Source organism: Asanoa siamensis (genome assembly GCF_016862555.1).
GTDB lineage: Bacteria > Actinomycetota > Actinomycetes > Mycobacteriales > Micromonosporaceae > Asanoa > Asanoa siamensis.
Genome location: NZ_BONE01000002.1, coordinates 195,954 through 217,895, shown reverse-complemented (window position 1 = coordinate 217,895; position 21,942 = coordinate 195,954). Strand labels below are relative to the sequence as shown.

Genomic DNA, 21,942 nt, shown 5'->3' with positions numbered 1-21,942 from the left:
CCATGCAGCGCGAAGGCACCGGTGACACGGCCATGCGTTCACTACCCGCGATCTTCGAAGCGGCCTGCCTCATCCGTTGTACGGGCGTGGGCCGCTCGGCCGGCACCGGACCGCAGCGTCCGTTGGCGGGTTTCGCCGGTGCGGGTCACGAGTTCGGGTTCGGGTCCGGGCCGGCACCCGGACCCGGGTTCGGCGGCGCGATCGGGACGCTGGCACGCGGAGCGTCCTTCCTGTCGGGGGGCGACACGACGCCGCCGAGCCCCGGCGCCGCGCCGGCATCGACCGGCGCGGCGCCGCGACCCGTCCTGGCGGAGTTCAACCAGCCGGAGGCCGCGGAACGACTCTCGAAGCTGCTGGCCGACCTAGGCGTCGCCGCGACGTGGGCGACGCTGGTGGGCGGCGGCCGGCGGCAGTACTTCGTGCACCAGGTGACGACCCCGCCGGTGGCGTGGACGCTGCTGGTGCAGCAGTTGACCTTGGGTTGGCGGCAGGGCCGCCACTTCCTGCTCCGCACGGACCCGGTGGGCGCGTCGTCGCCACACAACGCACGGCGGGAGGCGCTGGCCCGCCGGGCCTGGCAGGCGGCGTCGCTGGCGGCGGGGCGGCAACGCCGCGGGGGCGTCTTCGGGGTGCGGTTGGCGGACCAGGAGATGGCCGCGGTCCTGGTGCGCAGCGCCAGGTTGCTGGGGGCGACGGCGTCGATCCGGACGCGACCGGGTTGCCTGCAGGTCTCCGTGACGTCGATGACGACGGACGCGCCGCTGCTGGAGATCGCCACACCCCCACTCCGCGTGGCATCGTGAGGGAACCAGTAGTCTGTCGAGGTGTGCGCCGGGGGCGCATGCTCGCGGGCGTAGCTCAATGGCAGAGCTTCAGTCTTCCAAACTGACGGTGCGGGTTCGATTCCCGTCGCCCGCTCTCTTCATTCCGATGCAGGTCAGAGCCTGTTTCTCGGTCTCGTCAGGTTGACGCTCACTATGGTTTTGGATCTTGCGTGCCATTCGCATGCCACTAGCTTTTGCGGGACTTCTTCCTCGTGCCAGCCCGCCTGATTCGCTTGTCCATGGCGTCCGCGATCTCGCGGTCCCGCTCGGCGACCGCGTGTTGGTAGCCGAGGGCCGCCCGCATGCTCGACTGGCCGAGTCGGTTCATCAGTTCGCGCGTGCTGGCGCCGGACGCCGCCGCGAGGGTGTTGCCGGTATGGCGGAGATCGTGGAAGTGGAAGCCGTCGCCGAGGCCCGCAGCCTTGGTCGCTTCCGCCCACCGGGTCGCCCGCAGGAAGTTGCCGGAACGCAGCAGGGCACCTTTCTCGCCGGTGAAGATCAGCGACTCGACGTCATCGGGTACGAATCCCGCTTTCAGGTGAGCGCGTAGCGCGGCTGCCGCTGCCCCGGGCAGAGCGACCGTGCGGACGCCCGCCTTGGTCTTCGGCGGACCGAACGCCATACCGGTCCGCAGCGCCGCGAGCTTCCGGTGCACCCGGACGGTCTTGGCGTCGAGATCGACGTCACTACGGCGGAGGGCCGCCAGCTCGCCCCAGCGGAGCCCGGAGAACGCGGCCACGATGATCAGCGCCTTGAAGCGCGCCGGCATGGCGTCGGCGAGCGCGTGGACCTGGTCGACGGTCGCGGTCGGACGCTCGGGCGTGTGGTAGGTGTCGAAGCCACGGACACGGCACGGGTTCTTCGGAAGGATCTCGTCGTCCCTGACCGCCGTCATGAAGATCGCTCGGAGCATCGTGTACGCCTTGACCGCTTGCGGCTCGGTGCAGCCACCGTCGAGCAGCGCGGCTCGCCAGGACCGGATCGTCGCCGGGTAGACCGCGCCGAGGGCGAGCTTGCCGAGATGCGGTTCGACGTAGAGGCGGAACAGGTCTTCGTACCGCTCGCGGGTCGTCGGGGCCAGCTTGCGATGCTCGATCCAGCGCCGGCCGTAGACCGCCACGGTGATCTCAGCCGCCTCCGGTGCCGTCCACTCCCCCTTGATCACCTCCGATTCCTTGACCGTCAACCACTTCTCTGCCTTGGGGCGGGTGGCGAAGGTGTTCGGGGCGGTGCGCTGGATGCCGTCGGGGCCGAGGTAGCGCGCCTGGAACTGACCAGACGGGAGCTTCCGAACGCTGCCGAACCGGCGTCGACCCTTCTGCGCGGCCATCAGGCTGCCTCACCGAGGACCATCGCGCGCAGTTGCGCCCGGGACGTCGGCGGAAACCGGTTCGCCTCGACGTAGGCGACGACGGCACTCGGTTCGAACCGGACCGCTCGACCGACCTTGACGTAGGCGATGCGTCTCTCGGCGACCAACCGTCTGATCAGCCGTTCGGACGTGTGGAGCACTTTCGCGACCTCCTCCGTTGTCATGAGTTCATCCATGGGCGCCGCCGCTCTCGCCCGCTGTCTGATGTCCCGGCGGTCCGGTCCCGGCGAGTTGCCGAGCCGCGTCGAGTTGCTGTCTTCGTTGGATGCGTTGAGCGACAGCGCGCAGGATCCGATGTTGGAGAGGTGGCACGTCGGGGTCGTCGGGCCGGGCGAGTTCCCAGGCGACCGGCGCCGCCTGTTCCGGGTCGTCCGGGTCGGGCGTGTCGGTGATGCCGAGGAGGGATTTGACCCAGGCGTGCGCGTCGGCGCGGTGGTCGGCGAGGGTCTTGCCGGACCAGTCGCGGGAGACGAGGATGCGTCGGCCGCCGATGCCCAATGTGGACCGTTGGTGGACTTTGCTCTTGCAGTTGCCGGGTCGTAGCTTGTCGTGCGCGTTCTTGGGCTGGATGCCGTAGAGGAGCCAGTTCGCGCACCGGTCCGAGCACGGGGTGACGCGGAGCTGTCGCCAGAGCCGGTCGGCGTGTCGGCGTTGCGGGTCGGTGGTCTCGGCGTGGCAGTCAGCGGCGTTCTTGGTCAGGTACTTGGTGATGTAGCCGATGGTGCGTTCGGCGTCGCGGGTCCCGCCGTTGACGCCCTTGGCGTTGACCTGCTCCCCGAAGCGGACCACGTGCGCGGGGGTGGCGTCCGGGTCGGCGTCGAGGGCATCGAGCGCGTCGACCCAGGCGGCCAACGGCGCGCGGGTGTCGGGGTCGACCCAGCCGGTTCGGTCCGGGTCCCAGACCGGTGCCCGGTCGGGTTGGTAGACGAGTTCGCCGGCCGCCGGCCACCACACCTGGTGATAGGTCGCGGCAGCGACCGTGAGCAGCATGGCGCGCGGGATCGTCCCGCGGATCGCGAAGTGCGCGTGTGGCGCGAGTCGGCGTTGCGGCTCGACGCATCCTGCGTACTGGACGTTCCATCCCTCCGCACGGCGCAGGTTCTGCCAGAACCGGTCGAGGAGCCGGGGGAAGTGCACGGCGTCCCAGGCGGCGCGGCGGTAGTCGTAGCGGTCCGGGTCGACCGGGGTGCCGATGACCGGGTCGTCGTCGGCGTGCACGCGCTTGCAGGCACACGGGATCGGCTTTCCACCGGACGCGCGGCGTACAGCGTGGACCGGGCCGTAGGAGTCGAGGGTGAGGGTGAGCCACATCGACGGTTGGTAGGTGGCGCCGTCGGGTGCGGTGTAGACGCGGCCGACGGTGCGCGGCTCGACGCGACGGCGGGGCAGGTCCGGCACGTCCTCGCGGCGTTTGGTGGACCGGACCCGGCGCGGCGCGTCGCCCTGGTCGTCGTCGGCGCCCGCGTGCGGGGTGAGGGTGCCGCGTAGGCCCTCGGCGGAGATGGCGTGTTCTGCCTCGGTGATGGCCTGGTCGATCTCGGCGACCCGTTCCCAGCGGGAGGTGAGTTCGGCTTGCGCGCGTTCGAGTTCGAGGTGCGCGCGTAGCTCGATGAGCGCCCGTTGTTGCGGGGTGGCCGGGTCCGGTCCGGGTGCCGGTTCGCTGGTGCGGTGCCAGCCTTCCCGGATCTGGACCTGCCGCAGGCGTTTCGCGCGGGTGGCGCAGGCCGGGCATTTGTCTTCCCGGGTGGCGCCGCAGGGCAGCTCGACGACCTCGGTCAGGCCGGTGGTCAGGTTGGTGCGGCGTAGCAGGACCGGGCGGGTGCAGACGCCGTGGTCGGTGGCGAGCTGTTTGAGTGTGTCGATTGCGCGCGGGAGGGCCATTCGGGCGGCCCGGGAGCCCGGCCGAGGCGCCGCTGTGGCGGTTTCGGCCGGGACCAGGGGTGCGAGGGTAGGTGCCGTCATCGATGCACCGCCGAGGCGCTGTTGACGCGGGTGAACGCCGTCGCCGGGACCGGCACGAGCGCGGCCGGTCGCGCCGGGTCGGTGACGGGGTGGTCGTCGGCGTCGATCGGGCCGGCCGTCTTGGGTTGCGGGTCGGCTGGCTTGGTCGAGAGGACGAGCTTGGTCAGCGCGAGGAACGCCAGCGCCGGCACGGCCGAGAGGAGCCAGCCGGACGCGGACGGTTTCGCCACGGCGAGCTGCGCGGCCAGGGAGAGCAGGACGGCGGCGGCGAGGACCGTTGCCGGGTAGCCGATCGGTTGGCCGGTCCGGCGTCGACGTCGGATGTCGAGGGCGGCGGCGGTGGGCAGTAGTTCGGAGATGACGGCGTTGGCCCAGCCGAACCACTGCCCGGTGCCGGGCGGCGAGTTGGCCAGGGTCCAGTCTTTGACGTGGGTGAACGAGGCCGCGCCCGCGAACCCGGCGACGGTGAGCAGGATCAGGACCAGGGCGATGCCTTCCAGACGGGCGCCGGCCGTGTGGGTGGTCATGCGACCTCACCGCCGTCCACGACGCGGAGCCGGCCGTAGGTGTGGGCGAGTTCGGCGATGTCGTCGTCGCTCCAGTAGGAGAACCGCACCCGCATGGGTGTGGGGTCGCCGTCGAGTAGGACGTAGGCGATGCCGGGCAGGCTCTTAGGGATGCGGTCGCAGAGGGCACCGCGGTCGCGTGTCCCGTCGTTGAGAACCAGGTCGACCTCGGTGTCCTCGGACAGCCGCAGCGCGATTCGGGTCGGGAACAGGTTCCGGAACGGCAGCACCTCTTTACGCGGGTCCTGCAAGCACGCCAGGACGTGGACGCCGACGGCGCGGCCTTGGGAGAGCAGGACCGACAGGGCCGCCTTGATCCGGTCCTTGAGGTGCCGGTCGGTCAGGTACGAGGTCAGGTTCGCCAGCTCGTCAATGACGATCAGGATCAGCGGCTCATCGGCGGTCGGGGTGTGCTGACGGGTGATCCCGCGCAGCCGGCCGGTCCGCTCCCGCATGGTCTTGACGGCCTCTTCGAGCATGTCGGCCATGGCGGGGAAGTCGTCGCAGGCGAACCGGTGGAACAGCGGACGACCGACGGACAGCTCCATGCCGCCCTTGGGGTCGAACGCCCACACCTGCACGACACCGGAGGCGATCCCGCCGGACAGCGCGGCGATCAGAGACCAGATCCCCGAGCCCTTCCCGGCGTCGGTGGCGCCGGCGAGCAGGAGCTGAGAGCCGAGCAGCCGCAGCGTGAACGGCCGCCCGTCCTCACGCAGCCCGACCGCGAGGCGGGTGAAGTCCGGCACGGCCGGCACGGGCAGCGGCGGTACGAGCTGGGCGAGCGGGTCGCCACGCGTCAGGGTGAGCGCGACCAGGTCCGGGCGGGTGCCGGGTGCGACCTTGACCTCGCGGACGCCGAAGGTGTGCGCGAGCCGTTCGCTCACCTTGGCGTAGTCGTCGGGGATCTGCCCGCGCACCATCCGTACCGTCACCGTGTCGGCGCCAGCGGTGCACCGGACCCGTTTGATGACGGGCAGGATCGTGTGGTCGTCCCAGGAGACGGTGAGCCGGGCAGTAGCCATGGCGGGATGCCAGACGCGGCGGTACTGCCAGCGACGCAGCCGGCCCTTGACCGGCCACCAGCCGAACCGCAGCCACGACGCCGGGGAGGCGAACGCCCAGCCGGTGAGGACCAGGGCGAGGCCGCCGATCGGGACGACGACGCCGAGCCAGCCGTGCTCGAGGTAGAGCCAGCCGAGGCCGGTCGCCGGCAGGGTGGCCCACCAGTAGCGGACGTAGACCACGGCGAGCCGGCCGAGCTTGCGCAGGCACCACCAGGCGACGGCCAGCCACAGCGGGATGCGTACGACCGGGGTGCGGACGTTCAGCGGCGCGTCGGGGATCTCCTGTCCCCGGATGACGTTCACGAACGGCACGGCGCACCTGCCCGCGGATCGTCGTCGCCGAGGCCGAGTTCGCGGCGCCAGCCGGTCACATGCAGCCAGATCCGGTGCTCTCGCGGTGGGTTGGCCGCGTAGACCTCGGCGAGGGTCATCGCGGTGATGGCCTGGTTGCGGTTGAACCGCCGCCCGGGGTGGCTGGTCACCTGCCAGGCGCCGTCGCGCAGGTGAGCGGTCGAATCGCAGCCCGGCGTGGTGGAGGTGATCAGGGTGTCGGTGATGCGCAGCGCCACGGCCCTACCCCTTCCCACCGGTCGCGGTGAACAGCGAGCCTTGCCCGGGTGCGACGACGCGGCGGCGAACCTGCCGACGGACCGGACGGGACGGCAGCACGGCCGGCACGAGGGTCGCGAGGTCGACCGGCCCGGACGGTGGCGCCGGCACGTGCCGGACCATGGTCGGTAGCCACTGGCCACGGCCGAGGACCGCACGCAGGTCAACCCGGTCGGACACGTGCGGTGCGATCAGGTCCGGGTCGAGGTGGCGGAGCTTGACCACGGTCCGGGCCAGCGCGGCGGCAGCGGCGGAGATCTCCACCAGCGCGGCCACCCGCACCGCGTCGGCGGGAACCATGAGGTAGACGGCGCGGGCGGCAGCGATGCCGGGTCCGGCGAGGACCGAGACGGTGCGGCGATGGGTACGCATCAGACCCTCCGCTCGCGGACGCGACGTGCCAGCGCGGCGACGATCGCCGTACACGTGGTGCAGTGGGCCGAGGAGCCGGCGAACTTCGAGGGCTTGCGCCAGCGCCGGCACGACTGGCACCAGATCCCGGTGACCTTCGCGGGTGATGGCGTCGCGGTGCGCAGGGTCCGCAGGAGCGCGGCCTGTTCGGCGGCGATCCGGCGCAGGTTGGAGGCGCGCATCACGACCACCCGCCGCATGACACGCACCGGGTCTGGCCGGGGGCGCCGGGGAACAGCAGGCCGCAGCTCGCGCACGCCCGCCATAGCTCCGTTAGCGCCCGGGATAGCTCGACTAGCCTTGACATGACTGCCCTTTCCCTTTCGAGAGGGTTTGTTGAGGCGTCGGGGCGGGATCGTTCTTGGCAGGAGGACCCGCCCCGACGTGCGACATGGATCAAGCGGCGCCCTTGCGACCACGGGCGACACCCTGCGGCGCGATCACGGCACCCGCGCGGATCGAGTACGCCAACCGAGCCCGGCACCTGTGGGCACCGGAGCCGGCGCCCTTGCACCGCTGGGAATCGACGTACGGCGTGAGCACCAGGTCGGTGAACTCGATCGCGGGCGGGTAGCCCGGCATCGCCGACTCCGGAAGCACCGGCTGAACCGGCGCGGCGATCTTCACTTTCACCTCGGTCGGGCGGCCGAACTTCCCCGCCTCGGGGTCGAGGTCGACGGCTACGACCTGCCATAGCCGCTCACCGGTGTTCTTGTCGCGCGCCTGGTCGTCGCCCTGGCCGCGCTTGTCGAAGTCCGTCACCGCCTCCACCCGCAGACCGAGCAGACCGGCCGGGAACACGAACTCCATCGGTGCCGGCACCTGGATGTTCTGGATCACTCGCTTCTCCTGACTGTCTAGCCCCCTGGACGGGTCGCCCGAATTGGCTGTGCTGAGATGTATAGGGGGATAGACAGAACGGTAGGGCGGTATGTTGAACACCGTCAAGGGGGCTAGACAGCCATTCACATATTACGAGGACGCATATGTCGGACGAAGTGGACCGCATCGGGCGGCTGCGGGACCCGTTCGAACTGCTTCGCCAGGCCACCGAGCGGATGTCCACCGCCCAGGAAGAGATCACCGAACTCGCGCGGCTACGGCGGCGCGTCATCCAAGAGCTGCACAACGACGGACTGTCCTATGCGGACATCGCGCAGCGGGTCGGCTTGACCCGCGGGCGAATCCATCAGATCCGCCAGGCCGCACCTGCTCCCGAGGGCGCATTCCTCGGCTCCGGCACAGTCACGATCATCACGCCACTCAAGCGCGAGGCCATCCGATCCCGGCCCGTGGTCGCCATCGAGGACGTAGCCGGCGCCCAGCGGCTCGGCGAGCTAGCCCGGTCGATGGGCTTGTCTGCCGAGTTCGAGCACGTCGGCGTTGACGGCGCCGTCGACCTCAACCGCCCGTCACTGATCGTGATTTCCGGCCCCAGGATCTCCGACACGGTCGCCGCAGTGCTGGCACAGGACCCGACGCTCCAGTTCGAGCGGGCCGCCGACGGTCCGTGGACACTGGTCGACCGCGCGACCGGCACCGTCTACCGGTCGGGACAGGACCAGACGCCACCGACGAACAGCGACGTCGCGTACCTCGGTCGGCTCCCCCGGCCGGATGGCCAAGGATCTGTCATGATCTTCACGGGTATCCACCCGCCCGGTTCGCTGGGAGTGGTGGAGCTGATCTGCTCCCGGCTCGCCGAGCTGTACGCGGCGGTCAAGACCGACAACTTCTCAGTGCTGGTGGAGACGGAGTACGACCCCGACACCAACGAGCCCCGTCGAGTCGAGCTCCGGACCCCGTTTACGCGGTTCGAGGAGACCTGATGCGCGCAGCCCTGGCCACGAGCCCCGCGAAGGACGACCATCCCAACGAGGACTTCGCCGCCGCGATCCCGGGCGCGGCCATCCTCCTCGACGGCGCCGGCCTGTCCGGCACGCGCTCGACCTGTCACCATGGTGTCGCCTGGTTCACCCGACGACTAGGCGGCGCCCTTGTCGACCTGCTGAGCACGGACGGGGCACCGGATCTCCGCGACGTTCTGGCGGCCGGCATCGGTTCGGTCGCCGACGCACACCGCGCTACCTGTGACGTCGCGGACCCGAGCAGCCCGTCGGCCACCGTCGTCCTACTCAGGCTTGCCGGCCCGCACGTCGACTATCTCGTCCTCGCCGACTCCGTGCTCGTTCTCGACCTGGTCGATGGGGAGCCCCTAGTGGTCAGCGACGACCGTGAGGCGATCGTCGGTCGCCGCTACCGGAGCGCGATGGACAACGCGGCGAACGACACCCCGGAGCACGACGCGGCCCGACGCACGTACGTCGAGGCACTGCGCGCCCACCGCAACCAACCAGGCGGGTTCTGGGTAGCCGCCGACAACCCGAGCGCGGCAGCGGAAGCCCTGACCGGAAGCGTGCCGGTCCGGGAGATGACATCGGCGGCGCTGCTCAGCGACGGCGCGAGCCGGATCGCCGACCGGTTCCACCTCGCCGACTGGTCCGAGGTGCTTCGCCTGCTCTCCACCGACGGCCCGACCGAGGTCATCAACCGCGTCCGCGACGCCGAACGCAAGGACCCCGACGGGAAGCAGTGGCCGCGCGGGAAGACCCACGACGACGCGACAATCGCCTACTTGACCGACCTGGCGGGCTGACACGGGCCGCAGTGCCACTGCGCGTACCGCAGCGGCCGAGCCCAGCCGAGGAAGCGATTCGTCAAACCCGCCGCGGTCACGTCCGGGCCGCCCATGAGGTCATCCATCGCCGCGTGCAGTTGCGCGGCCAGGTAGACGGCCAGCCCGGGAAAGTCGTCGCGGAACTCCTCCGCCAGCTCCACCCGCGCCTGCCCACACGGCCAGTCGTAGCCGCAAAGGATGCAGAGCCAGAGCGAGCCGCCAGGCCGATGAAGCAGGATCGGTTGCTGCGTCATCGGTGGTCCTCAGGCGACCACAGGACGAACCGCTTGACCAACAGCCAGTCGTCTTCGTCCGGCAGGTCCAGACGAGCCTCGCGGAGCCGGTTGAGGAAGTAGTCCATGAAGACCCGCCCACGCACGCCGAACTGGTGCCGCAGCTCAGATTTCGCGCTCGCGCACGGCCACTCATCGCCATCAACGACGCACGTCCAGGTCGGACGGGTGTAGCAATGGCGGAACATCGGCTCAGTCACCGCCGCCACCCGTTGCTGCGCATCTCCTGACCGAGGGTCAGCCGCAGCGTCGGCGTCGTCGGATCATCCCAAGCCGGCCGACCAGCAACGACCGACGACGGCGCCACCCACGGGCGCGGCTCAACCGGAGCGGTCCCAGCCGTCAGCCGATCCACACACGGCGCCGGCAACCCACAGGTACACCGACGCCACCAACTCCGCCAGGACCGCCGATGACGCGGGGCAGCGGGTACAGGTTTCGTTGCGTTCCGTAAGCGCATGCCTCCACGCTGGCATACGGTTGTCTAGTAGACAACCCCCCGGTTGGCAGATCGACAACCACGCCAGCCGGAGGGTCCGCGTCATGGAGGAAGTCATGGCTGCGGCAGAGATAGCCGACTATCTCGGAGTTTCACGCCAGCGCGTCGCCGTACTAGTCGACCGCCCGACTTCCCAGCACCCATCGCCCACCTCACCGTCGGACGCGTCTGGAAGACCACTGACGTTCGAGAGTGGCAGTCCCGCCGAGCCAACCGGGTCACGGAGGACGAAGAGCTGTAGGTGGGCTGGTTTGGCGTCAGCCAAGCCAAGCTCAGGATGGCTCCCAATGCCGAGCTTCCGTACTTAATCAAGGCGCCGCTGACGCGGCGCACCGAGGCGCGAAAGCCGGCCCGCGCGGGTGGAACAAACCTCCACCCCAGCCCGGCCGCCACCTAAACTCGGCGTCGGCCGGGCAGGGGCAAGCCCGCCGGGCTACGGCCCGCACCCGCACCGAGACAGCGGCGGCCCTGACGACGGGAACAAGAGGGCTTGACGTGACGGCCTGGTCGCGGTCGACCCGCCGCAGCTGCGCGCCGTGCGGGATGGCGGCTACTGCGCCTCCGGCGGGGGCGCTCGGGCTCCGGGATGGCCGGGGCTTCGTCGGCGCCTTGCGGTCCGGGTGGTTCCGCGCGGCCATCCGCCAGCCGGCGACCCGGGCGAGCCGAGCAGACCACCACCCGGGCCGCCAGCCTCCGACCGTGCGTCAAGGTCCGCTTGACGTGGCGAGCCAGGCGGCAGCCCGCTCCCCAGGAGGGCGGGTCGACGGCAGACGGGATGGCGAGGGACAGTGACCTTGCCTGCTTGCCGCTAGCATTGGGATGTGTCGAAGTATGTGCGATTGACGGCAGTTGCTTCCATGGTGTTCCTGTTTGCCCTCGGGCTTATCCAGTTGCCGTTCCTCTTTGGGTTGCTTGGAGGAGACGAGCGTGACTGGGAGCGCCTTTCCTTCATCGGTCAGGCATACGGTTCCGTATCCGCGATCATCTCAGCCGTGGCTCTTGCCGGCGTCGTGGCGACCTTCATTCTGCAAAGGCGGCAGACCCAGCTAAGTGCCCAGTACAGCATGCGGCAACACCACCTCACTCTGATGAAGATGGCGATGGATGACCCGTCATTGATGCAGTGCCTGGGCGAGAAATCTGACTTTAGCCACGAGGAGGCTAAGCAGCAGACCTACATCAATCTGTTGACAACGTTCTGGTGCTCGGGCTGGCTAGTGGGCGATTTTTCGAATAACGAAATGAGGGTGCTTTTGAGGGACACACTGTTTTCGACCGAAATGGGCCGGCAGTGGTGGGTGAGGGTCGCCCCTTGGCGTGCGGAGGCTAACCACGGAAGGCTTCGTAAGTTTGACGGGATTATAGAGAAGGCCTATAGAGAATGGCTGACTCAAAACAAGCCTGAGTGCGCAAGCGAGGAGCCCCTATCAAGTCGGATGCCGGAGCCGAAGCCGTAATGCACGAGGAATCCTAGGGTGCATTTGGGCACGAACAGCGTTGAACGTCGGCAGCAAGTCCTAAGGGCGCGAGGCCAACACGGCGGGGAACCGGCTTGCCAACTCCAGAGCCGAAGCTTCTACTGGTACGCCGCGTGTCACGACCTTGAACGCACTTCATTCCTAACCATGTGCTCCACTCGTCTCGGCCTCGGGGCGCCTACAAGAGTCTCGGTTGATCCCCAGGGGCATCAATCAGAGTCTGCTGCTCCGTGTTGCGGCGGAGTCGCTGCCTCACAGCATAGCGCGGGTCCCAGGCTTCTCTCTTTGCGATTGTCGCGGAGATAGCACTCGTCACGTCTCCCACATCCACATAGCCCTTTTCAATCAAAGTCTTCGCTATCTTCGTAAGCGTAACCGCCCTTGTGCCAACAAAATCATCAAAACCCGCTGTAAATAGCCATTCACCTGCTGCGGCAGTGGCGAGAATTGTCCTCACAGATGACTCACTTGAGGGCATCAATTTTCGATAGTCTTGCGGCGACTGCGCGCGGATCTTATTATTGTCGGCTCGGGAGAGGAAGCAGAAGTTGGCGAGCGAGTTCACGAAGTTTGAGCGCCACTGTTCGGCATTCTTTTGCACATAAGCTTTTGGGTACATGTGATGGAACTCGGCTCGATTATAAGCTTGAAGCACTTTTTCGAGATCCACTCGATTCCCCGAAATAAAACTTCGCGGGCCAAGCTGCGCCAGGAGGTTGACAAAAGTAGCAGTCTTAGCGGTTGCGGGGCGGAAGTCGTTATACAGGAAAAATATCGGACTAACGTTAGCCGTAAAGTCGCCCAGCACATTTGGTATTCCATCTCGCAAGAGCGCCATCTCGTGAATGTCAGCTCGCGCCGCACGCACGGTCTGGCCTGAGTACCTTTCAGCGAAGCAGGACCGCCAGAACCAGCGCTTCAGCGTACGAACCTCGTGTTCGGGTGTCACGCGGAGCGAGTTACCAGGTACGGCGAAGTAGACCGACAAAGGAACCAGCAAGAGCGGATATGGCAGCGTCCGCAATGTAGCGACGTGAAGCTGTTTCTGCAGAAATTCAACGGCGCCCTTGATGCCGTTTTGTACTCGGTCAAAGTTGTCCCGAACGTCATCACCGTCAAGTTTCATTAAGACGTCGATTGATGGATCTGATTTCAGGATTGCCGCACAACAGCGGAGGACGAGATTGGGATCGGCGCCGATATCTCCGAAGGCGAAGTCTTCGAGCTCCTCTTGGAGGGTTTCAAGCTCATTGCGCAGGTCAAATTGCTCGCTCCAGGTCCAGGCAGACAACAGTTCGAGCGTAGTGAGGGCAACACCCATACGGTTGATGCGCTCGAATACAATTGCAACCGTCGCTCGATCTTCCGTCTCCATCGTCTGGATCGGAATTTGTGCCTCCTTGAATACGCTATGGAGTTTATCGACGGCCCTGATCTCCCTTTCGCCGATAAAGCGCGATGAAGCCTTGCGATATGCAACGGAGTCGAACAGCGAACTTAGCGGGAAATGCGCGTCCGGATCCACTTCGGAGGGCTTCAAGGCCACAAACTGCGATTGCTGCGCAGTGTCCGGCGCCGATAGATCAAAGTAGACCGAACGCCAGCTTGGGTCTTTGGGTGCCTCGAACTCCGTTTGAAAGGAGACAAACAGCGATGTGACGCGCTGCTGTCCATCCAAGACATATGAGGTGGGATACTTTTCGTGCGGATTTGGCAATTCAAAAGGACCTAGGTCGCGCTCGGAGGTGAGACGTTCCTGGGTGAGCCATAGCAGCAACGAACCGAACGGATAGCCCTTATAGATGCTGTCCAGAAAATGGGCGACATGAGCCGCGTCCCACACGAATCCTCGCTGGAATGCTGGTATACGAATCTGCCCGGCATAAACCTGATCTAGAATCTTCCGGATCGGGTAGCTCGTCAATTCACTCATCTAGAGCCTTCCAAGCGTGGCCGCCGCACGGCATGCGACGGGCCCATGCGGCGTGTGTCGTATGCATGCAACGTACCGGAGACGTCGGGAATGTGGAAGAAAGGGTCTGGATGCTGACAACGGTTGCGCGGCAATGGAGATAGCGCGAAAGCATTCGACCTGAACTGACACAGCGGCAACGGGCGCGCGGTGCACCGGCTCCGCGTGGAGCCGAGAAGAGGCACCCGGTCGGGTGCCGCACGACGGGACCTGCTGCACCGGTGGCAAGCGCGTCAGGGATCCGGGCGGCTCGTTCATATCCGCGGTGGCCGCGGACTCTTCGGCCGGTCGGAGTTGCCCGCGACGAGTCAGGCGCGGGAGACCAAAGGCGACGACGCCGAGTTTCATGTTGCATGCCTCTCAGGCGCGGCATGCGCCGTCCTCGCTGGTCTCGCCCAATTCGAGAACACTGCTGAGGACTTTGTAAGCGACTGGCTGCTACCGCGTTTGCTAGGTCGAACGGCGCGGCGGAGAGTGGTCCGTGACCCGACCGGGCCGCGCGCAGAGCAGGAGACTTCCTCCGAGGCCCCGGTAGCGCGGCCAACTCTTCCATGGCTCGTCAGAGGCCTCGGCCCCTCGCCCAACTCAAGCCTCGCTGAACGGGGCGTACGTAAACAAGCCTTCCCAAGCGTAGGCCCGTCGCATGCCAACAGGCGATCCATCCGGCTCGGTTCTGCGCGTCGCGTCGGCACAAGACCACCACACTCGCTAGTGGCTAAAGACCACGAACGTCGAGTCGTTGCCGAAATTTCCTCTACAGAATCAAGGCGCCGCGCGAAGCGCGGCGCGCCGGCCCGGCACTGCGCTCTGGACCTTCGGCCCGCCGCGCGCGCCGGCCGGCCTCTGACCCTGGCAGCCTTCTCTTTGAAGGAGAGCGGTCCGATGCCGTTCGTCGCCTGCGCCGAGACGAGTGATCCCGGGGCGCCGCCCCGGACCCCGGCCCTACTCGGAGATCAGCCTCTTCATGGGATCTCCTCGGTCGTGCACCGGGACGGCTACACGGGAACCTCCGGCCGCGCCAAGGCCGAGCCGCTTCGCGGTCGCCTTCGGCGAGCCTTGACCCGACCGGAGAACCCCGCGCAGGGTTGAACCTGCCCGACCGAGGAGATCCCGCCGCCGGCCGAGGGTGTGGGGGAAGAACGAAGATCGCCGTGCCATCCGCGTGCCAGTAGACCGTGCCACAAGGGGTCGTCAGAGGTCGCCCACGGACATCACGACCAGGCCGCTGAGCTGCACTTTCGCGCTCAGCGACCTGGCCGGTTGACGTCTTCCAAACTGACGGTGCGGGTTCGATTCCCGTCGCCCGCTCCACCTCTTTTGCCCACGCTTCGCGCGGTCAAGAGAGGTTCCGCATGCTGACCTCCGGGGCCGAGCCCCGGACCCCACGTTCCATTGGTCGCTGCCCGCGTCGACGCGATCAAGGCGGACCAGCCGGCCACCGAGGGCGAGGTCTCGCTCTTCGCGGTGGACGGTCAAGGGTGACAGCACAGGCGGTCGGCCAGCGGGCGAGCCGGACAAACGGCAAATCAGGTGCCGAGCCCGGCGGAAGCCTCGTCGTGGAGCGGCTCTCGAGGGCCGCCGAACTGCTCGATGTCTCTCGCCCACTGATGAGTCAATGCCGTCGCCGCTGAGTGGCCATTTACCCGCCGCTGATGTGGACGGTCGCTGCCCCGGTCATCCACCCCAGGGTGGGATTCAAGCGGGTAGGCAACGACCAACCAGCGGCCGGACACCGTTCTGTAGGGCCATACCACTGCCGTCGCGAGCAGCGCGGCAAGCCAGTTGAGCACATGGCCGATAGTCAGGACCAGGATGATGGCCAGCAGGATGATCTCGAAGGGTCCGTGGGACCCGCTCCAGCCGTCGAGCCAGGCGGGCTGGGGGAACCGGGGACGCCAGGCGAGACGGCGGCGGCCCACCCGCCACACGCTCCATCGACCGGATCCGTTCCTCCACTGCTTCAGCACGATGCCATGGTGAACTACGACCGCCAAGCGAACCTGCAATGGGCCGCGATGACTGACACCGGGTGGCCTGGACTGGCCGAACCCGGTGCGCCGTCCGAGTGGTGGAGGTTCCGCATGAATTCTTCTGGCGCCGCGTCGGATCTGGGGCGCGTCGTTCGTAGAGCAGGCGAGAGGCGGCCAGAGCGGGCCGCCGGCGATTAGGGAGCTATCGGATGGCGGCGCACCGGAAACTGGCCTTCGCTATGAACGTGAGCCTGGACGGCTACACCACCACGCACGGTGATGATCTTGGGTGGAGTGTGCCGAGTGATGAGGTGTTTCAGTGGTGGTCCGATCGCGTGGCGGCTACCGGCACCGCCTTGTACGGGCGCAAGATCTGGGAGAACATGAGCTCCCACTGGCCGACCGCCGACCAGCAGCCGGGTGCCACGGCCGCGCACGTCGAGTTCGCCAAGCGGTGGCGAGGCATGCCTAAGGTCGTGTTCTCCTCGACCACCCGCCCGGTCGACTGGAACACCCGGCTGGTCACCGGTGACGCGGTCGCCGAGATCAGGCGGCTCAAGGCCGAGGACGGTCGCCCCATCGATATGTGCGGCGCCACACTCGCCGCCACCGCCATGCGCCACGGGCTGATCGACGAGTACGCGATCATCACCCATCCGGTCCTCGTGGGTGGCGGCACGCCGTTCTTCACGGCCCTCGACAACTGGGTGAACCTGAGCCTGGTGGAGACCCGCACGTTCGCCGGCGGGATAACCCTGACCAGGTACGAGACCCGGCGCTAGCGAGCCTGCCGGACGTTCGACTGGTGCGGGCCCGCCAGCCCTTCCTGGGCCAGGCGCGCGTCCGACGACTCCGTGTCCTGGCGTAGCGCGTCGATGTAGGCGCGGTCCGCAACCAACCGCGCCGCTACCTCGGCGCCCCGGGCGACCGCGCCGTGGCCCGGGATCAGGACGTCGACGTCGCGGGCCGCCTCGCTCAGGCGGTCGAGGGCCCTCTCGTAAGCGTCCACCTGACCCGGGCGGCGGGCGTCGAGGAGCGGGATCAACACATCCGAAAGCATGTCGCCGGCGACGAGCACGCCGCGGTCCGCCAGGAGGAGCGCGGCGTGGCCGACCGCGTGGGCCTCGTGCTCGATGATCTCGCCCGGGACGGGGCCGCCGTCCGCCGGCAGCGGGGTGAGGAGGCCGATCAGGTCCAGCGGGACGCCGGGCGCGCTCTCGGAAGCCATCTGCTGCGCGCGCTCCCGGGCTTCGCGGGCGAGCGCGACGTTGGCGGCCGTCGCGTAGCGGGGCACCTCCCCGAACCGGGCGTGCCAGAGCAGGTGGTCCCAGTGCGGGTGGGTGGAGAAGCCGGCGACCACCGGGAGGCCCAGTCGGTCCACGTCGTCGGCGAGCGCGGTCAGGTCCGCGCCCGCGATGCCGGGGTCGACCAGGATCAAACCCGACTCTCCGCGCACCACGACCGCGTTGCTCCAGACCCATTCGCTCTGGCGTACCCAGACCCCGTCGGCCACCTGATCAAGCATCGACCCACTGTGTCAGACCCGGGCAGAATGGCGGCGGTGAGTGTCGCCTACGTACTGCTCCACAGCCCGTTGGTCGGCCCCTCGACCTGGGCACCCGTCGCGCGCAGGCTGCCCGATGCCGTCGTGCCGTCGTTTCTTCATCTTCAGCACGCCGAGCCGCCCTTCTGGCCGCTGGTCGCCGAGGCAACCGCCGCTGCCGTCGAAGCCATGCCGGCCGGGACCGAGGTCGTGCTGGTCGCCCACAGCAACGCCGGCCGGTTCATGCCCGTCGTCGTCGACGCCCTCGACCACAACGTCAGAGCCTGTGTCTTCGTCGACGCCTCGCTGCCCGCCCGGGGCGGCGGCGGAGCCACCCCAGCCGTCGCACCCGCGTTGCTCGAGGTCGTCCGCCACAAAGCGGAGGACGGGCACCTGCCGCCCTGGTCCCAGTGGTGGGACCCGGCCGACATCGCCCCGATGTTCCCGGACGCGGAAACCATGCGGAGGATCGCGGCCGAGGAACCGCGGCTTCCGCTCTCCTTCTTCGAGCAGAGCATCCCCGTGCCAGCAGGATGGGACGACCGCCTGTGCGGCTACCTGGGCTTCGGACGAGATGACACCGACGACGACAAAGCCTCCGACGCGCGTGCACGGGGCTGGCGCACAGAGCACCTGCGCGGCCGACACCTCCATCAACTCGTCGACCCCGACGCGGTCGCCCGCATCATTCAAGAGATGGGTTAGGTGTACGCGCCGCGGTATTCCGTGGCGGCTCGCGGTGCCGTACCCCCGCGTTTCAAGACGAAGTTCGTCACCGCCGACTGGAACTCCTCGCTCGCGAAGTCCGCGTCGATGCGGCGTAGCTCCCGCTCCTGTGTCTCCGCCAACTCCGCCTCCGTCGGGAGTGGACGCCAGCGCTGCCGGTCGGCCTGCTTGCCCGGATGGCCGTGGTTGGCCGCGAGCTCATAGACCCACTCGGTCAGATCGGGACCCGACAACCCCTCCGGCGCCAGATAGTCGACCAGGCCCTGGCGCAGCGCCTGGTCCGCGCTCAGGGGCAGGCAGTCGTGCAGCAGGCCCACCCGGGCCACCTCGTCCGGCATGCGGCCCGGCAGCGTCAGCGTGTGGAACTCCGAACCCGTCAGGCCGCCCATCCCCACGTAGTGGTAGTTGAACGTCCGGCCCGGCACCGCGACCGCCACGTCCGCGCACAGCGACAGGAACGCGCCGCCCGCGCCGGCGTCGCCGTCCAACAACACCAGAACCGAGATGCCGTCGCGGCGCGCCTGGAAGAGGGCCAGCGCCACCTCGTTGATCGCCCGGATGTTCGCGCGCGCCTCGGCTTCCATGCCCGCCGGTGCGGCGTACACGTGATTCAGGTTGATGCCGTTGCAGAACGGGCCCGTGCCGCCGCCGCGCAGGACGATCTGTTCCACGTCGGGTCGGCGCGCCACCGCGGCGATGGCGGCCGCGACCGCGTGGCAGAAGAACGTCGACCAGGCGCCGTTGTACGCGGAAGCGGTGATCACCGCGACGGCCCCGCGCTGGGTGGTGGTCACCGGTCGGTACGGCACGGCGCCGTCCTCCCATACCGGGCAGTGCCCGCGCTGGCCGCGCAACCACCACGACGCCGGCTGCTTGAACGCGCCGTCGCGGACGTAGCCGATCCATACGCTCTCGCGCCGCCCGTCGGCGCCCGCCGGCCCCGTCGCGACCCGGATCGCGCCGTCCGGCAGCCAGCCGACCACCGCGCCCTGGTCGCCGCGCGCCGGCCCGGCCGGATGCACGTCGTAGACGCGCAGCGACTGGCCGAGCAGCGAGGCGAGCACCCCGGGCGCGCCGTCGCGGGCCGCCGCGCGCCAGACGACCTCGTCGGCGGTCAGCGACCAGTCGATCGTCGCGTCACCGAGGCGCAGCACGTCGTTCCACCGGCCGAGCACGTCCGCGTGCGCGTAGTCGAGGGGGCGCGGCGTCGGCGCCACCTCGTCGACCAGGTGGGCGAGGCCGCGCAGCATGGCGGCCCGGTTGGGGTTCGCGTAGATCCAACTCTTGGTCGCCGGCTCCGCCGGGTAGGCGAACGTCGTCGTGTGCACGATGTCGCCCGTGTCCCAGCCGTCGGCGGCCAGCAGCAGGGTCGTGCCGCCGAAGCGCTCGCGGCGCCACCGTCCCCAGTCGATCGAGGACGCGCCGCGGTCGCCGATCCGGCCGGGGTGGTTGATCACCACCTTGCCGAACAGCTCGGCCGGGACCTTGGCGGTCAGGGTGGGCGCGAAGATGAGGTCCGGCCCGTACCAGAGATCGGCGTCGACCATCGCGGCGCCGGAGCCGGCCGGCTGGAAGGCGGTCTGGATGCCGCGGTCGCGCAACCAGCAGTAGGCGGCCATCGTCGCGCCGCCGAACCCGTTCGACAGCAGCAGCACCCGTTGTACGCGGCGTGACTCCAAGGCAAGACTCCCGATCCGATCGTCCAGTGCGACGACCGGGCCACGATCAACGTCTCGGCGGAACCAACCCGACCATGGATTTGACACGAGCCCGATTAACTCGCGGCTCCGGTCACGCGCAACGGACCAAATGTCCCTCCTTTAACACTGGCCCGGGTCGCTTTGCCCGAACTCGCCACCGTACGGGTGGTTCGGGAGAGGATGCAGTTTTGGCGCCTTTCTGGAGGTCGGCCACATGGATCTGGAGCTGAGCGGCAAGTGCGCTGTCGTCACGGGCGCGGGCAAGGGCATCGGCCTGGCGGTGACGCGTACCCTCGCTGATCAAGGTGTTGCCGTCGTCGCCGGCTCCCGGACGATCACGCCCGAACTCGCGGCGCTGGCCGGGGTTTTCCCGGTCGCGCTCGACCTGGCGACCGCCGACGGACCCGATCAGCTTCTGGCGGCGGCGGCCGCGCGGGGAGGCGCGGACATCCTGATCAACAACGTCGGCGCGACGCGGCCGCGGCCCGACGGGTTCGGTTCGATCACCGACGAGGACTGGCTGGAAACCCTGACGATCAACTTCCTGGCACCGGTACGCGCGACGCGCGCGGCACTGCCGCAACTGCTGGAGAAACGCGGGTCGATCGTCACCGTCTGCTCGGTCAACGCGACGCTGCCGGACCCGCTGGTGATGGACTACAGCGCGGCGAAGGGGGCGCTGCTCAACTTCTGCAAGGCACTGTCCAAAGAGGTGGGTCCGCGCGGGGTACGGGTGAACACCGTGTCGCCGGGACCTGTGGAGACGGACCTCTGGCTCGGTGCCGGCGGGATGGCCCAGACGGTGGCGGCTGCGACGGGGGCCGCGCCGGAATCCGTGCGCGCCGGGGCGGCCGGGCAGTCGGTGACGAACCGGTTCACCCATCCGCAGGAGGTGGCGGACCTGGTGGTGATGCTGGCCAGCGCCCGCGTCGCCAACATGACGGGCACCGACCACGTGATCGACGGCGGGCTGACGACGTCGCTCTAGGTCGCTCGCCGGATGATCGCGACGACCTCGTCGGCGACCACCGCGGGTTGTCGGGTCGCATCGACGACGTGGGTGGCCCTTCGTTTCTGAGGGACGACGAGGCGCCGGTGCGCGGGGAGCAGCGTGGTGGAGAGGTAGGGCTCGTTGTTCTCCGGGGCCGGTCCGCGCGCCGCGCGGCGACGGGCCAACTCGTCCTCGGGCAGATCGAGATAGACGCGTACGCCGCAGATCTTGGCGATCTCGTCGTCGTGCAACGCGAGGTGGCCGACGAGGGCGCACACGGGCCGCGGCTCGACGCGCAGCGTCGGCGTGCCGGCGGCCCGACTCTCCCGCGACCGCGCGTCGACGACGGTGGGCCGGCCGGCGCGCAGGTCGGCGAGGTGGCCACGCAGGTCGTCCCACCGCCAGAGACCGGGGTCGTCCCAGTCGGTGACGACACGACCGGCGGCGGCGAGCGCGGCCCGCCCGAAGACGAGATCGTCGAGGGAGACCACGGCGAGTTGGTCACCGAGCCGCCGCGCGAGAGCGTCCGCGAGCGTCGTCTTACCGCTCCCGGTGCCGCCGGTGATCGCGACGAACAGCCCCACGCGGGGAGACTAGAGCTCCGCGTCCCCCGCGGGAAGGCTGTTGAGCCAGCCCTCGGCCAACCGCAGGCGCCACACGGGGGCTGACGAGTCTGCCGGATAGCGGATGCCGATCCGGCGCCAGAAGTCGACGAAGACCCACGGGTCGTGCAGCTCGTACTCGTCGTCGGGAAAGGCGCGGCCCAGCTCGGGCTCCGGCTCGTCGAAGCTCTCGTCGTCCTCGTCGACGCTGAGGTCGATGTGGATCAGGTAGGGGGCGATCTCCTCGACCGCGCACCCGGTCGCGGCGGCGACGACAGCGGGCTGCCCGGCGAACTTCGCGACCAGCCGATCGATCTCACGCCGATCGTCGGTGAAGTAGTCGGGCATCGAGGCGAACCGGTCGAGGAACGCGCCGTCCCGCAGCAGGGAGTGGCTCCAGTAGTCGCCGTCGTGGATCCGCACGGTGCTGCCCACCACGCCCAGCTCCCGCGACACGAACTCGACCGCGGCGAGGTCGCTGAAGTAGCCCGGCCAGAGCACGACGCTCCACCCGCCGTGCGGCACGAACCCGAGCACGTCGTTGTCGGTCTGCGGGCCGTCGCCCGGCACCTGTTCGGCGGGCCAGCCGTGCGCCGCGAAGAACGAGGTGACGCTGTTGAGCACGCGGCCCGGATCATCGGTCTGGAACGCGGACACCGCGATGAACTCACCCACGCGAG

The 21,942-nt window shown here is 68.5% G+C and carries 24 protein-coding genes and 1 tRNA gene; 8 read left to right on the top strand and 17 right to left on the bottom strand.

Annotation, left to right across the window (positions count from 1 at the left end):
* Positions 1-32 precede the first annotated feature (32 nt).
* Positions 33-803: a hypothetical protein gene (locus tag Asi02nite_RS02585; RefSeq protein ID WP_203710462.1), complete on the top strand. Its 771-nt coding sequence runs from the start codon at positions 33-35 to the stop codon at positions 801-803.
* Positions 804-847: 44 nt separating this feature from the next.
* Positions 848-918, top strand: a tRNA-Gly gene (locus tag Asi02nite_RS02580).
* 93 nt (positions 919-1,011) lie between these two features.
* Here the strand turns inward: Asi02nite_RS02580 and Asi02nite_RS02575 are convergent.
* The 9 genes from Asi02nite_RS02575 to Asi02nite_RS02535 all read right to left on the bottom strand — a co-directional run bounded on the left by Asi02nite_RS02575 (position 1,012) and on the right by Asi02nite_RS02535 (position 7,651).
* Positions 1,012-2,154: a tyrosine-type recombinase/integrase gene (locus Asi02nite_RS02575; RefSeq protein WP_203710461.1), complete on the bottom strand. Its 1,143-nt coding sequence runs from the start codon at positions 2,152-2,154 to the stop codon at positions 1,012-1,014.
* Complete coding sequence (locus Asi02nite_RS02570; protein ID WP_239126419.1) at positions 2,154-2,360, bottom strand: helix-turn-helix domain-containing protein; 207 nt, start codon at positions 2,358-2,360, stop codon at positions 2,154-2,156. The genes Asi02nite_RS02575 and Asi02nite_RS02570 overlap by 1 nt, the downstream gene beginning before the upstream one ends.
* A gap of 4 nt (positions 2,361-2,364) precedes the next feature.
* The gene (locus Asi02nite_RS02565; RefSeq protein WP_203710459.1) at positions 2,365-4,158 is read right to left on the bottom strand and encodes a replication initiator; all 1,794 of its coding nucleotides are present in this window, start codon (positions 4,156-4,158) and stop codon (positions 2,365-2,367) included.
* On the bottom strand, positions 4,155-4,685 hold the full coding sequence (locus tag Asi02nite_RS02560) for a DUF2637 domain-containing protein (RefSeq protein WP_203710458.1): 531 nt from the start codon (positions 4,683-4,685) through the stop codon (positions 4,155-4,157). Before Asi02nite_RS02560 ends, Asi02nite_RS02565 begins: the two co-directional genes overlap by 4 nt.
* On the bottom strand, positions 4,682-6,103 hold the full coding sequence (locus Asi02nite_RS02555; RefSeq protein WP_203710457.1) for an FtsK/SpoIIIE domain-containing protein: 1,422 nt from the start codon (positions 6,101-6,103) through the stop codon (positions 4,682-4,684). Before Asi02nite_RS02555 ends, Asi02nite_RS02560 begins: the two co-directional genes overlap by 4 nt.
* Positions 6,091-6,360, bottom strand: coding sequence for a hypothetical protein (locus Asi02nite_RS02550; protein ID WP_203710456.1), 270 nt, complete (start codon positions 6,358-6,360; stop codon positions 6,091-6,093). Before Asi02nite_RS02550 ends, Asi02nite_RS02555 begins: the two co-directional genes overlap by 13 nt.
* 4 nt (positions 6,361-6,364) lie before the next feature.
* The gene (locus tag Asi02nite_RS02545; RefSeq protein ID WP_203710455.1) at positions 6,365-6,772 is read right to left on the bottom strand and encodes a hypothetical protein; all 408 of its coding nucleotides are present in this window, start codon (positions 6,770-6,772) and stop codon (positions 6,365-6,367) included.
* Positions 6,772-7,011 (bottom strand): hypothetical protein, encoded by a 240-nt coding sequence (locus tag Asi02nite_RS02540; protein ID WP_203710454.1) that lies wholly within the window; start codon positions 7,009-7,011, stop codon positions 6,772-6,774. The genes Asi02nite_RS02545 and Asi02nite_RS02540 overlap by 1 nt, the downstream gene beginning before the upstream one ends.
* Before the next feature lie 196 nt (positions 7,012-7,207).
* Positions 7,208-7,651, bottom strand: coding sequence for a hypothetical protein (locus Asi02nite_RS02535; protein WP_373312113.1), 444 nt, complete (start codon positions 7,649-7,651; stop codon positions 7,208-7,210).
* 158 nt (positions 7,652-7,809) lie between these two features.
* Between Asi02nite_RS02535 and Asi02nite_RS02530 the strand changes: the two genes are divergently transcribed.
* A complete protein-coding gene (locus Asi02nite_RS02530) occupies positions 7,810-8,640 on the top strand; it encodes a sigma factor-like helix-turn-helix DNA-binding protein (RefSeq protein WP_239126418.1) in 831 nt (276 codons plus the stop codon).
* On the top strand, positions 8,640-9,467 hold the full coding sequence (locus Asi02nite_RS02525) for a protein phosphatase 2C domain-containing protein (protein ID WP_203710452.1): 828 nt from the start codon (positions 8,640-8,642) through the stop codon (positions 9,465-9,467). The genes Asi02nite_RS02530 and Asi02nite_RS02525 overlap by 1 nt, the downstream gene beginning before the upstream one ends.
* Here Asi02nite_RS02525 and Asi02nite_RS02520 read toward each other — a convergent pair.
* Complete coding sequence (locus Asi02nite_RS02520; protein WP_203710451.1) at positions 9,443-9,742, bottom strand: hypothetical protein; 300 nt, start codon at positions 9,740-9,742, stop codon at positions 9,443-9,445. The two genes, Asi02nite_RS02525 and Asi02nite_RS02520, sit on opposite strands and share 25 nt — an antisense overlap.
* Positions 9,739-9,981, bottom strand: coding sequence for a hypothetical protein (locus tag Asi02nite_RS02515; RefSeq protein WP_203710450.1), 243 nt, complete (start codon positions 9,979-9,981; stop codon positions 9,739-9,741). The genes Asi02nite_RS02520 and Asi02nite_RS02515 overlap by 4 nt, the downstream gene beginning before the upstream one ends.
* Before the next feature lie 1,120 nt (positions 9,982-11,101).
* Here Asi02nite_RS02515 and Asi02nite_RS02510 point away from each other — a divergent pair.
* The gene (locus Asi02nite_RS02510) at positions 11,102-11,737 is read left to right on the top strand and encodes a DUF6082 family protein (RefSeq protein ID WP_203710449.1); all 636 of its coding nucleotides are present in this window, start codon (positions 11,102-11,104) and stop codon (positions 11,735-11,737) included.
* A 199-nt stretch (positions 11,738-11,936) separates the two neighbouring features.
* On the opposite strand, the gene Asi02nite_RS02505 is transcribed toward Asi02nite_RS02510, so the two are convergent.
* Entirely contained in the window at positions 11,937-13,691 is a 1,755-nt protein-coding gene (locus Asi02nite_RS02505; RefSeq protein WP_203710448.1) for a GmrSD restriction endonuclease domain-containing protein, read from the bottom strand.
* A 1,565-nt stretch (positions 13,692-15,256) separates the two neighbouring features.
* Entirely contained in the window at positions 15,257-15,697 is a 441-nt protein-coding gene (locus tag Asi02nite_RS02500; protein ID WP_203710447.1) for a hypothetical protein, read from the bottom strand.
* A 212-nt stretch (positions 15,698-15,909) separates the two neighbouring features.
* On the opposite strand from Asi02nite_RS02500, the gene Asi02nite_RS02495 reads away from it, so the two are divergent.
* Positions 15,910-16,482, top strand: coding sequence for a dihydrofolate reductase family protein (locus Asi02nite_RS02495; protein ID WP_203710446.1), 573 nt, complete (start codon positions 15,910-15,912; stop codon positions 16,480-16,482).
* On the opposite strand, the gene Asi02nite_RS02490 is transcribed toward Asi02nite_RS02495, so the two are convergent.
* Positions 16,479-17,225 carry an MBL fold metallo-hydrolase gene (locus Asi02nite_RS02490; RefSeq protein ID WP_203710445.1) on the bottom strand — a complete coding sequence of 249 codons (747 nt, stop codon included), beginning with the start codon at positions 17,223-17,225 and terminating at the stop codon, positions 16,479-16,481. The genes Asi02nite_RS02495 and Asi02nite_RS02490 overlap by 4 nt on opposite strands.
* 36 nt (positions 17,226-17,261) lie before the next feature.
* Here Asi02nite_RS02490 and Asi02nite_RS02485 point away from each other — a divergent pair, with 36 nt between their 5' ends.
* Positions 17,262-17,948: an alpha/beta hydrolase gene (locus Asi02nite_RS02485; protein ID WP_203710444.1), complete on the top strand. Its 687-nt coding sequence runs from the start codon at positions 17,262-17,264 to the stop codon at positions 17,946-17,948.
* Here Asi02nite_RS02485 and Asi02nite_RS02480 read toward each other — a convergent pair.
* The gene (locus tag Asi02nite_RS02480) at positions 17,945-19,648 is read right to left on the bottom strand and encodes an enoyl-CoA hydratase-related protein (RefSeq protein ID WP_203710443.1); all 1,704 of its coding nucleotides are present in this window, start codon (positions 19,646-19,648) and stop codon (positions 17,945-17,947) included. The genes Asi02nite_RS02485 and Asi02nite_RS02480 overlap by 4 nt on opposite strands.
* A 235-nt stretch (positions 19,649-19,883) precedes the next feature.
* Between Asi02nite_RS02480 and Asi02nite_RS02475 the strand changes: the two genes are divergently transcribed.
* Positions 19,884-20,657, top strand: a complete 774-nt coding sequence (locus Asi02nite_RS02475; protein ID WP_203710442.1) for an SDR family oxidoreductase — start codon at positions 19,884-19,886, stop codon at positions 20,655-20,657.
* On the opposite strand, the gene Asi02nite_RS02470 is transcribed toward Asi02nite_RS02475, so the two are convergent.
* Entirely contained in the window at positions 20,654-21,244 is a 591-nt protein-coding gene (locus Asi02nite_RS02470) for an AAA family ATPase (protein ID WP_203710441.1), read from the bottom strand. The two genes, Asi02nite_RS02475 and Asi02nite_RS02470, sit on opposite strands and share 4 nt — an antisense overlap.
* 9 nt (positions 21,245-21,253) lie before the next feature.
* Positions 21,254-21,937 carry a hypothetical protein gene (locus tag Asi02nite_RS02465; RefSeq protein ID WP_203710440.1) on the bottom strand — a complete coding sequence of 228 codons (684 nt, stop codon included), beginning with the start codon at positions 21,935-21,937 and terminating at the stop codon, positions 21,254-21,256.
* Positions 21,938-21,942 lie beyond the last annotated feature (5 nt).

Bases quoted from the DNA above. Each gene is read 5' to 3' on its own strand.
- Asi02nite_RS02585 (WP_203710462.1), top strand. From the start codon at position 33: ATGCGTTCACTACCCGCGATCTTCGAAGCGGCCTGCCTCATCCGTTGT.
- Asi02nite_RS02575 (WP_203710461.1), bottom strand. From the start codon at position 2,154: ATGGCCGCGCAGAAGGGTCGACGCCGGTTCGGCAGCGTTCGGAAGCTC.
- Asi02nite_RS02570 (WP_239126419.1), bottom strand. From the start codon at position 2,360: ATGACAACGGAGGAGGTCGCGAAAGTGCTCCACACGTCCGAACGGCTG.
- Asi02nite_RS02565 (WP_203710459.1), bottom strand. From the start codon at position 4,158: ATGACGGCACCTACCCTCGCACCCCTGGTCCCGGCCGAAACCGCCACA.
- Asi02nite_RS02560 (WP_203710458.1), bottom strand. From the start codon at position 4,685: ATGACCACCCACACGGCCGGCGCCCGTCTGGAAGGCATCGCCCTGGTC.
- Asi02nite_RS02545 (WP_203710455.1), bottom strand. From the start codon at position 6,772: ATGCGTACCCATCGCCGCACCGTCTCGGTCCTCGCCGGACCCGGCATC.
- Asi02nite_RS02540 (WP_203710454.1), bottom strand. From the start codon at position 7,011: ATGCGGCGGGTGGTCGTGATGCGCGCCTCCAACCTGCGCCGGATCGCC.
- Asi02nite_RS02525 (WP_203710452.1), top strand. From the start codon at position 8,640: ATGCGCGCAGCCCTGGCCACGAGCCCCGCGAAGGACGACCATCCCAAC.
- Asi02nite_RS02520 (WP_203710451.1), bottom strand. From the start codon at position 9,742: ATGACGCAGCAACCGATCCTGCTTCATCGGCCTGGCGGCTCGCTCTGG.
- Asi02nite_RS02505 (WP_203710448.1), bottom strand. From the start codon at position 13,691: ATGAGTGAATTGACGAGCTACCCGATCCGGAAGATTCTAGATCAGGTT.
- Asi02nite_RS02495 (WP_203710446.1), top strand. From the start codon at position 15,910: ATGGCGGCGCACCGGAAACTGGCCTTCGCTATGAACGTGAGCCTGGAC.
- Asi02nite_RS02490 (WP_203710445.1), bottom strand. From the start codon at position 17,225: ATGCTTGATCAGGTGGCCGACGGGGTCTGGGTACGCCAGAGCGAATGG.
- Asi02nite_RS02475 (WP_203710442.1), top strand. From the start codon at position 19,884: ATGGATCTGGAGCTGAGCGGCAAGTGCGCTGTCGTCACGGGCGCGGGC.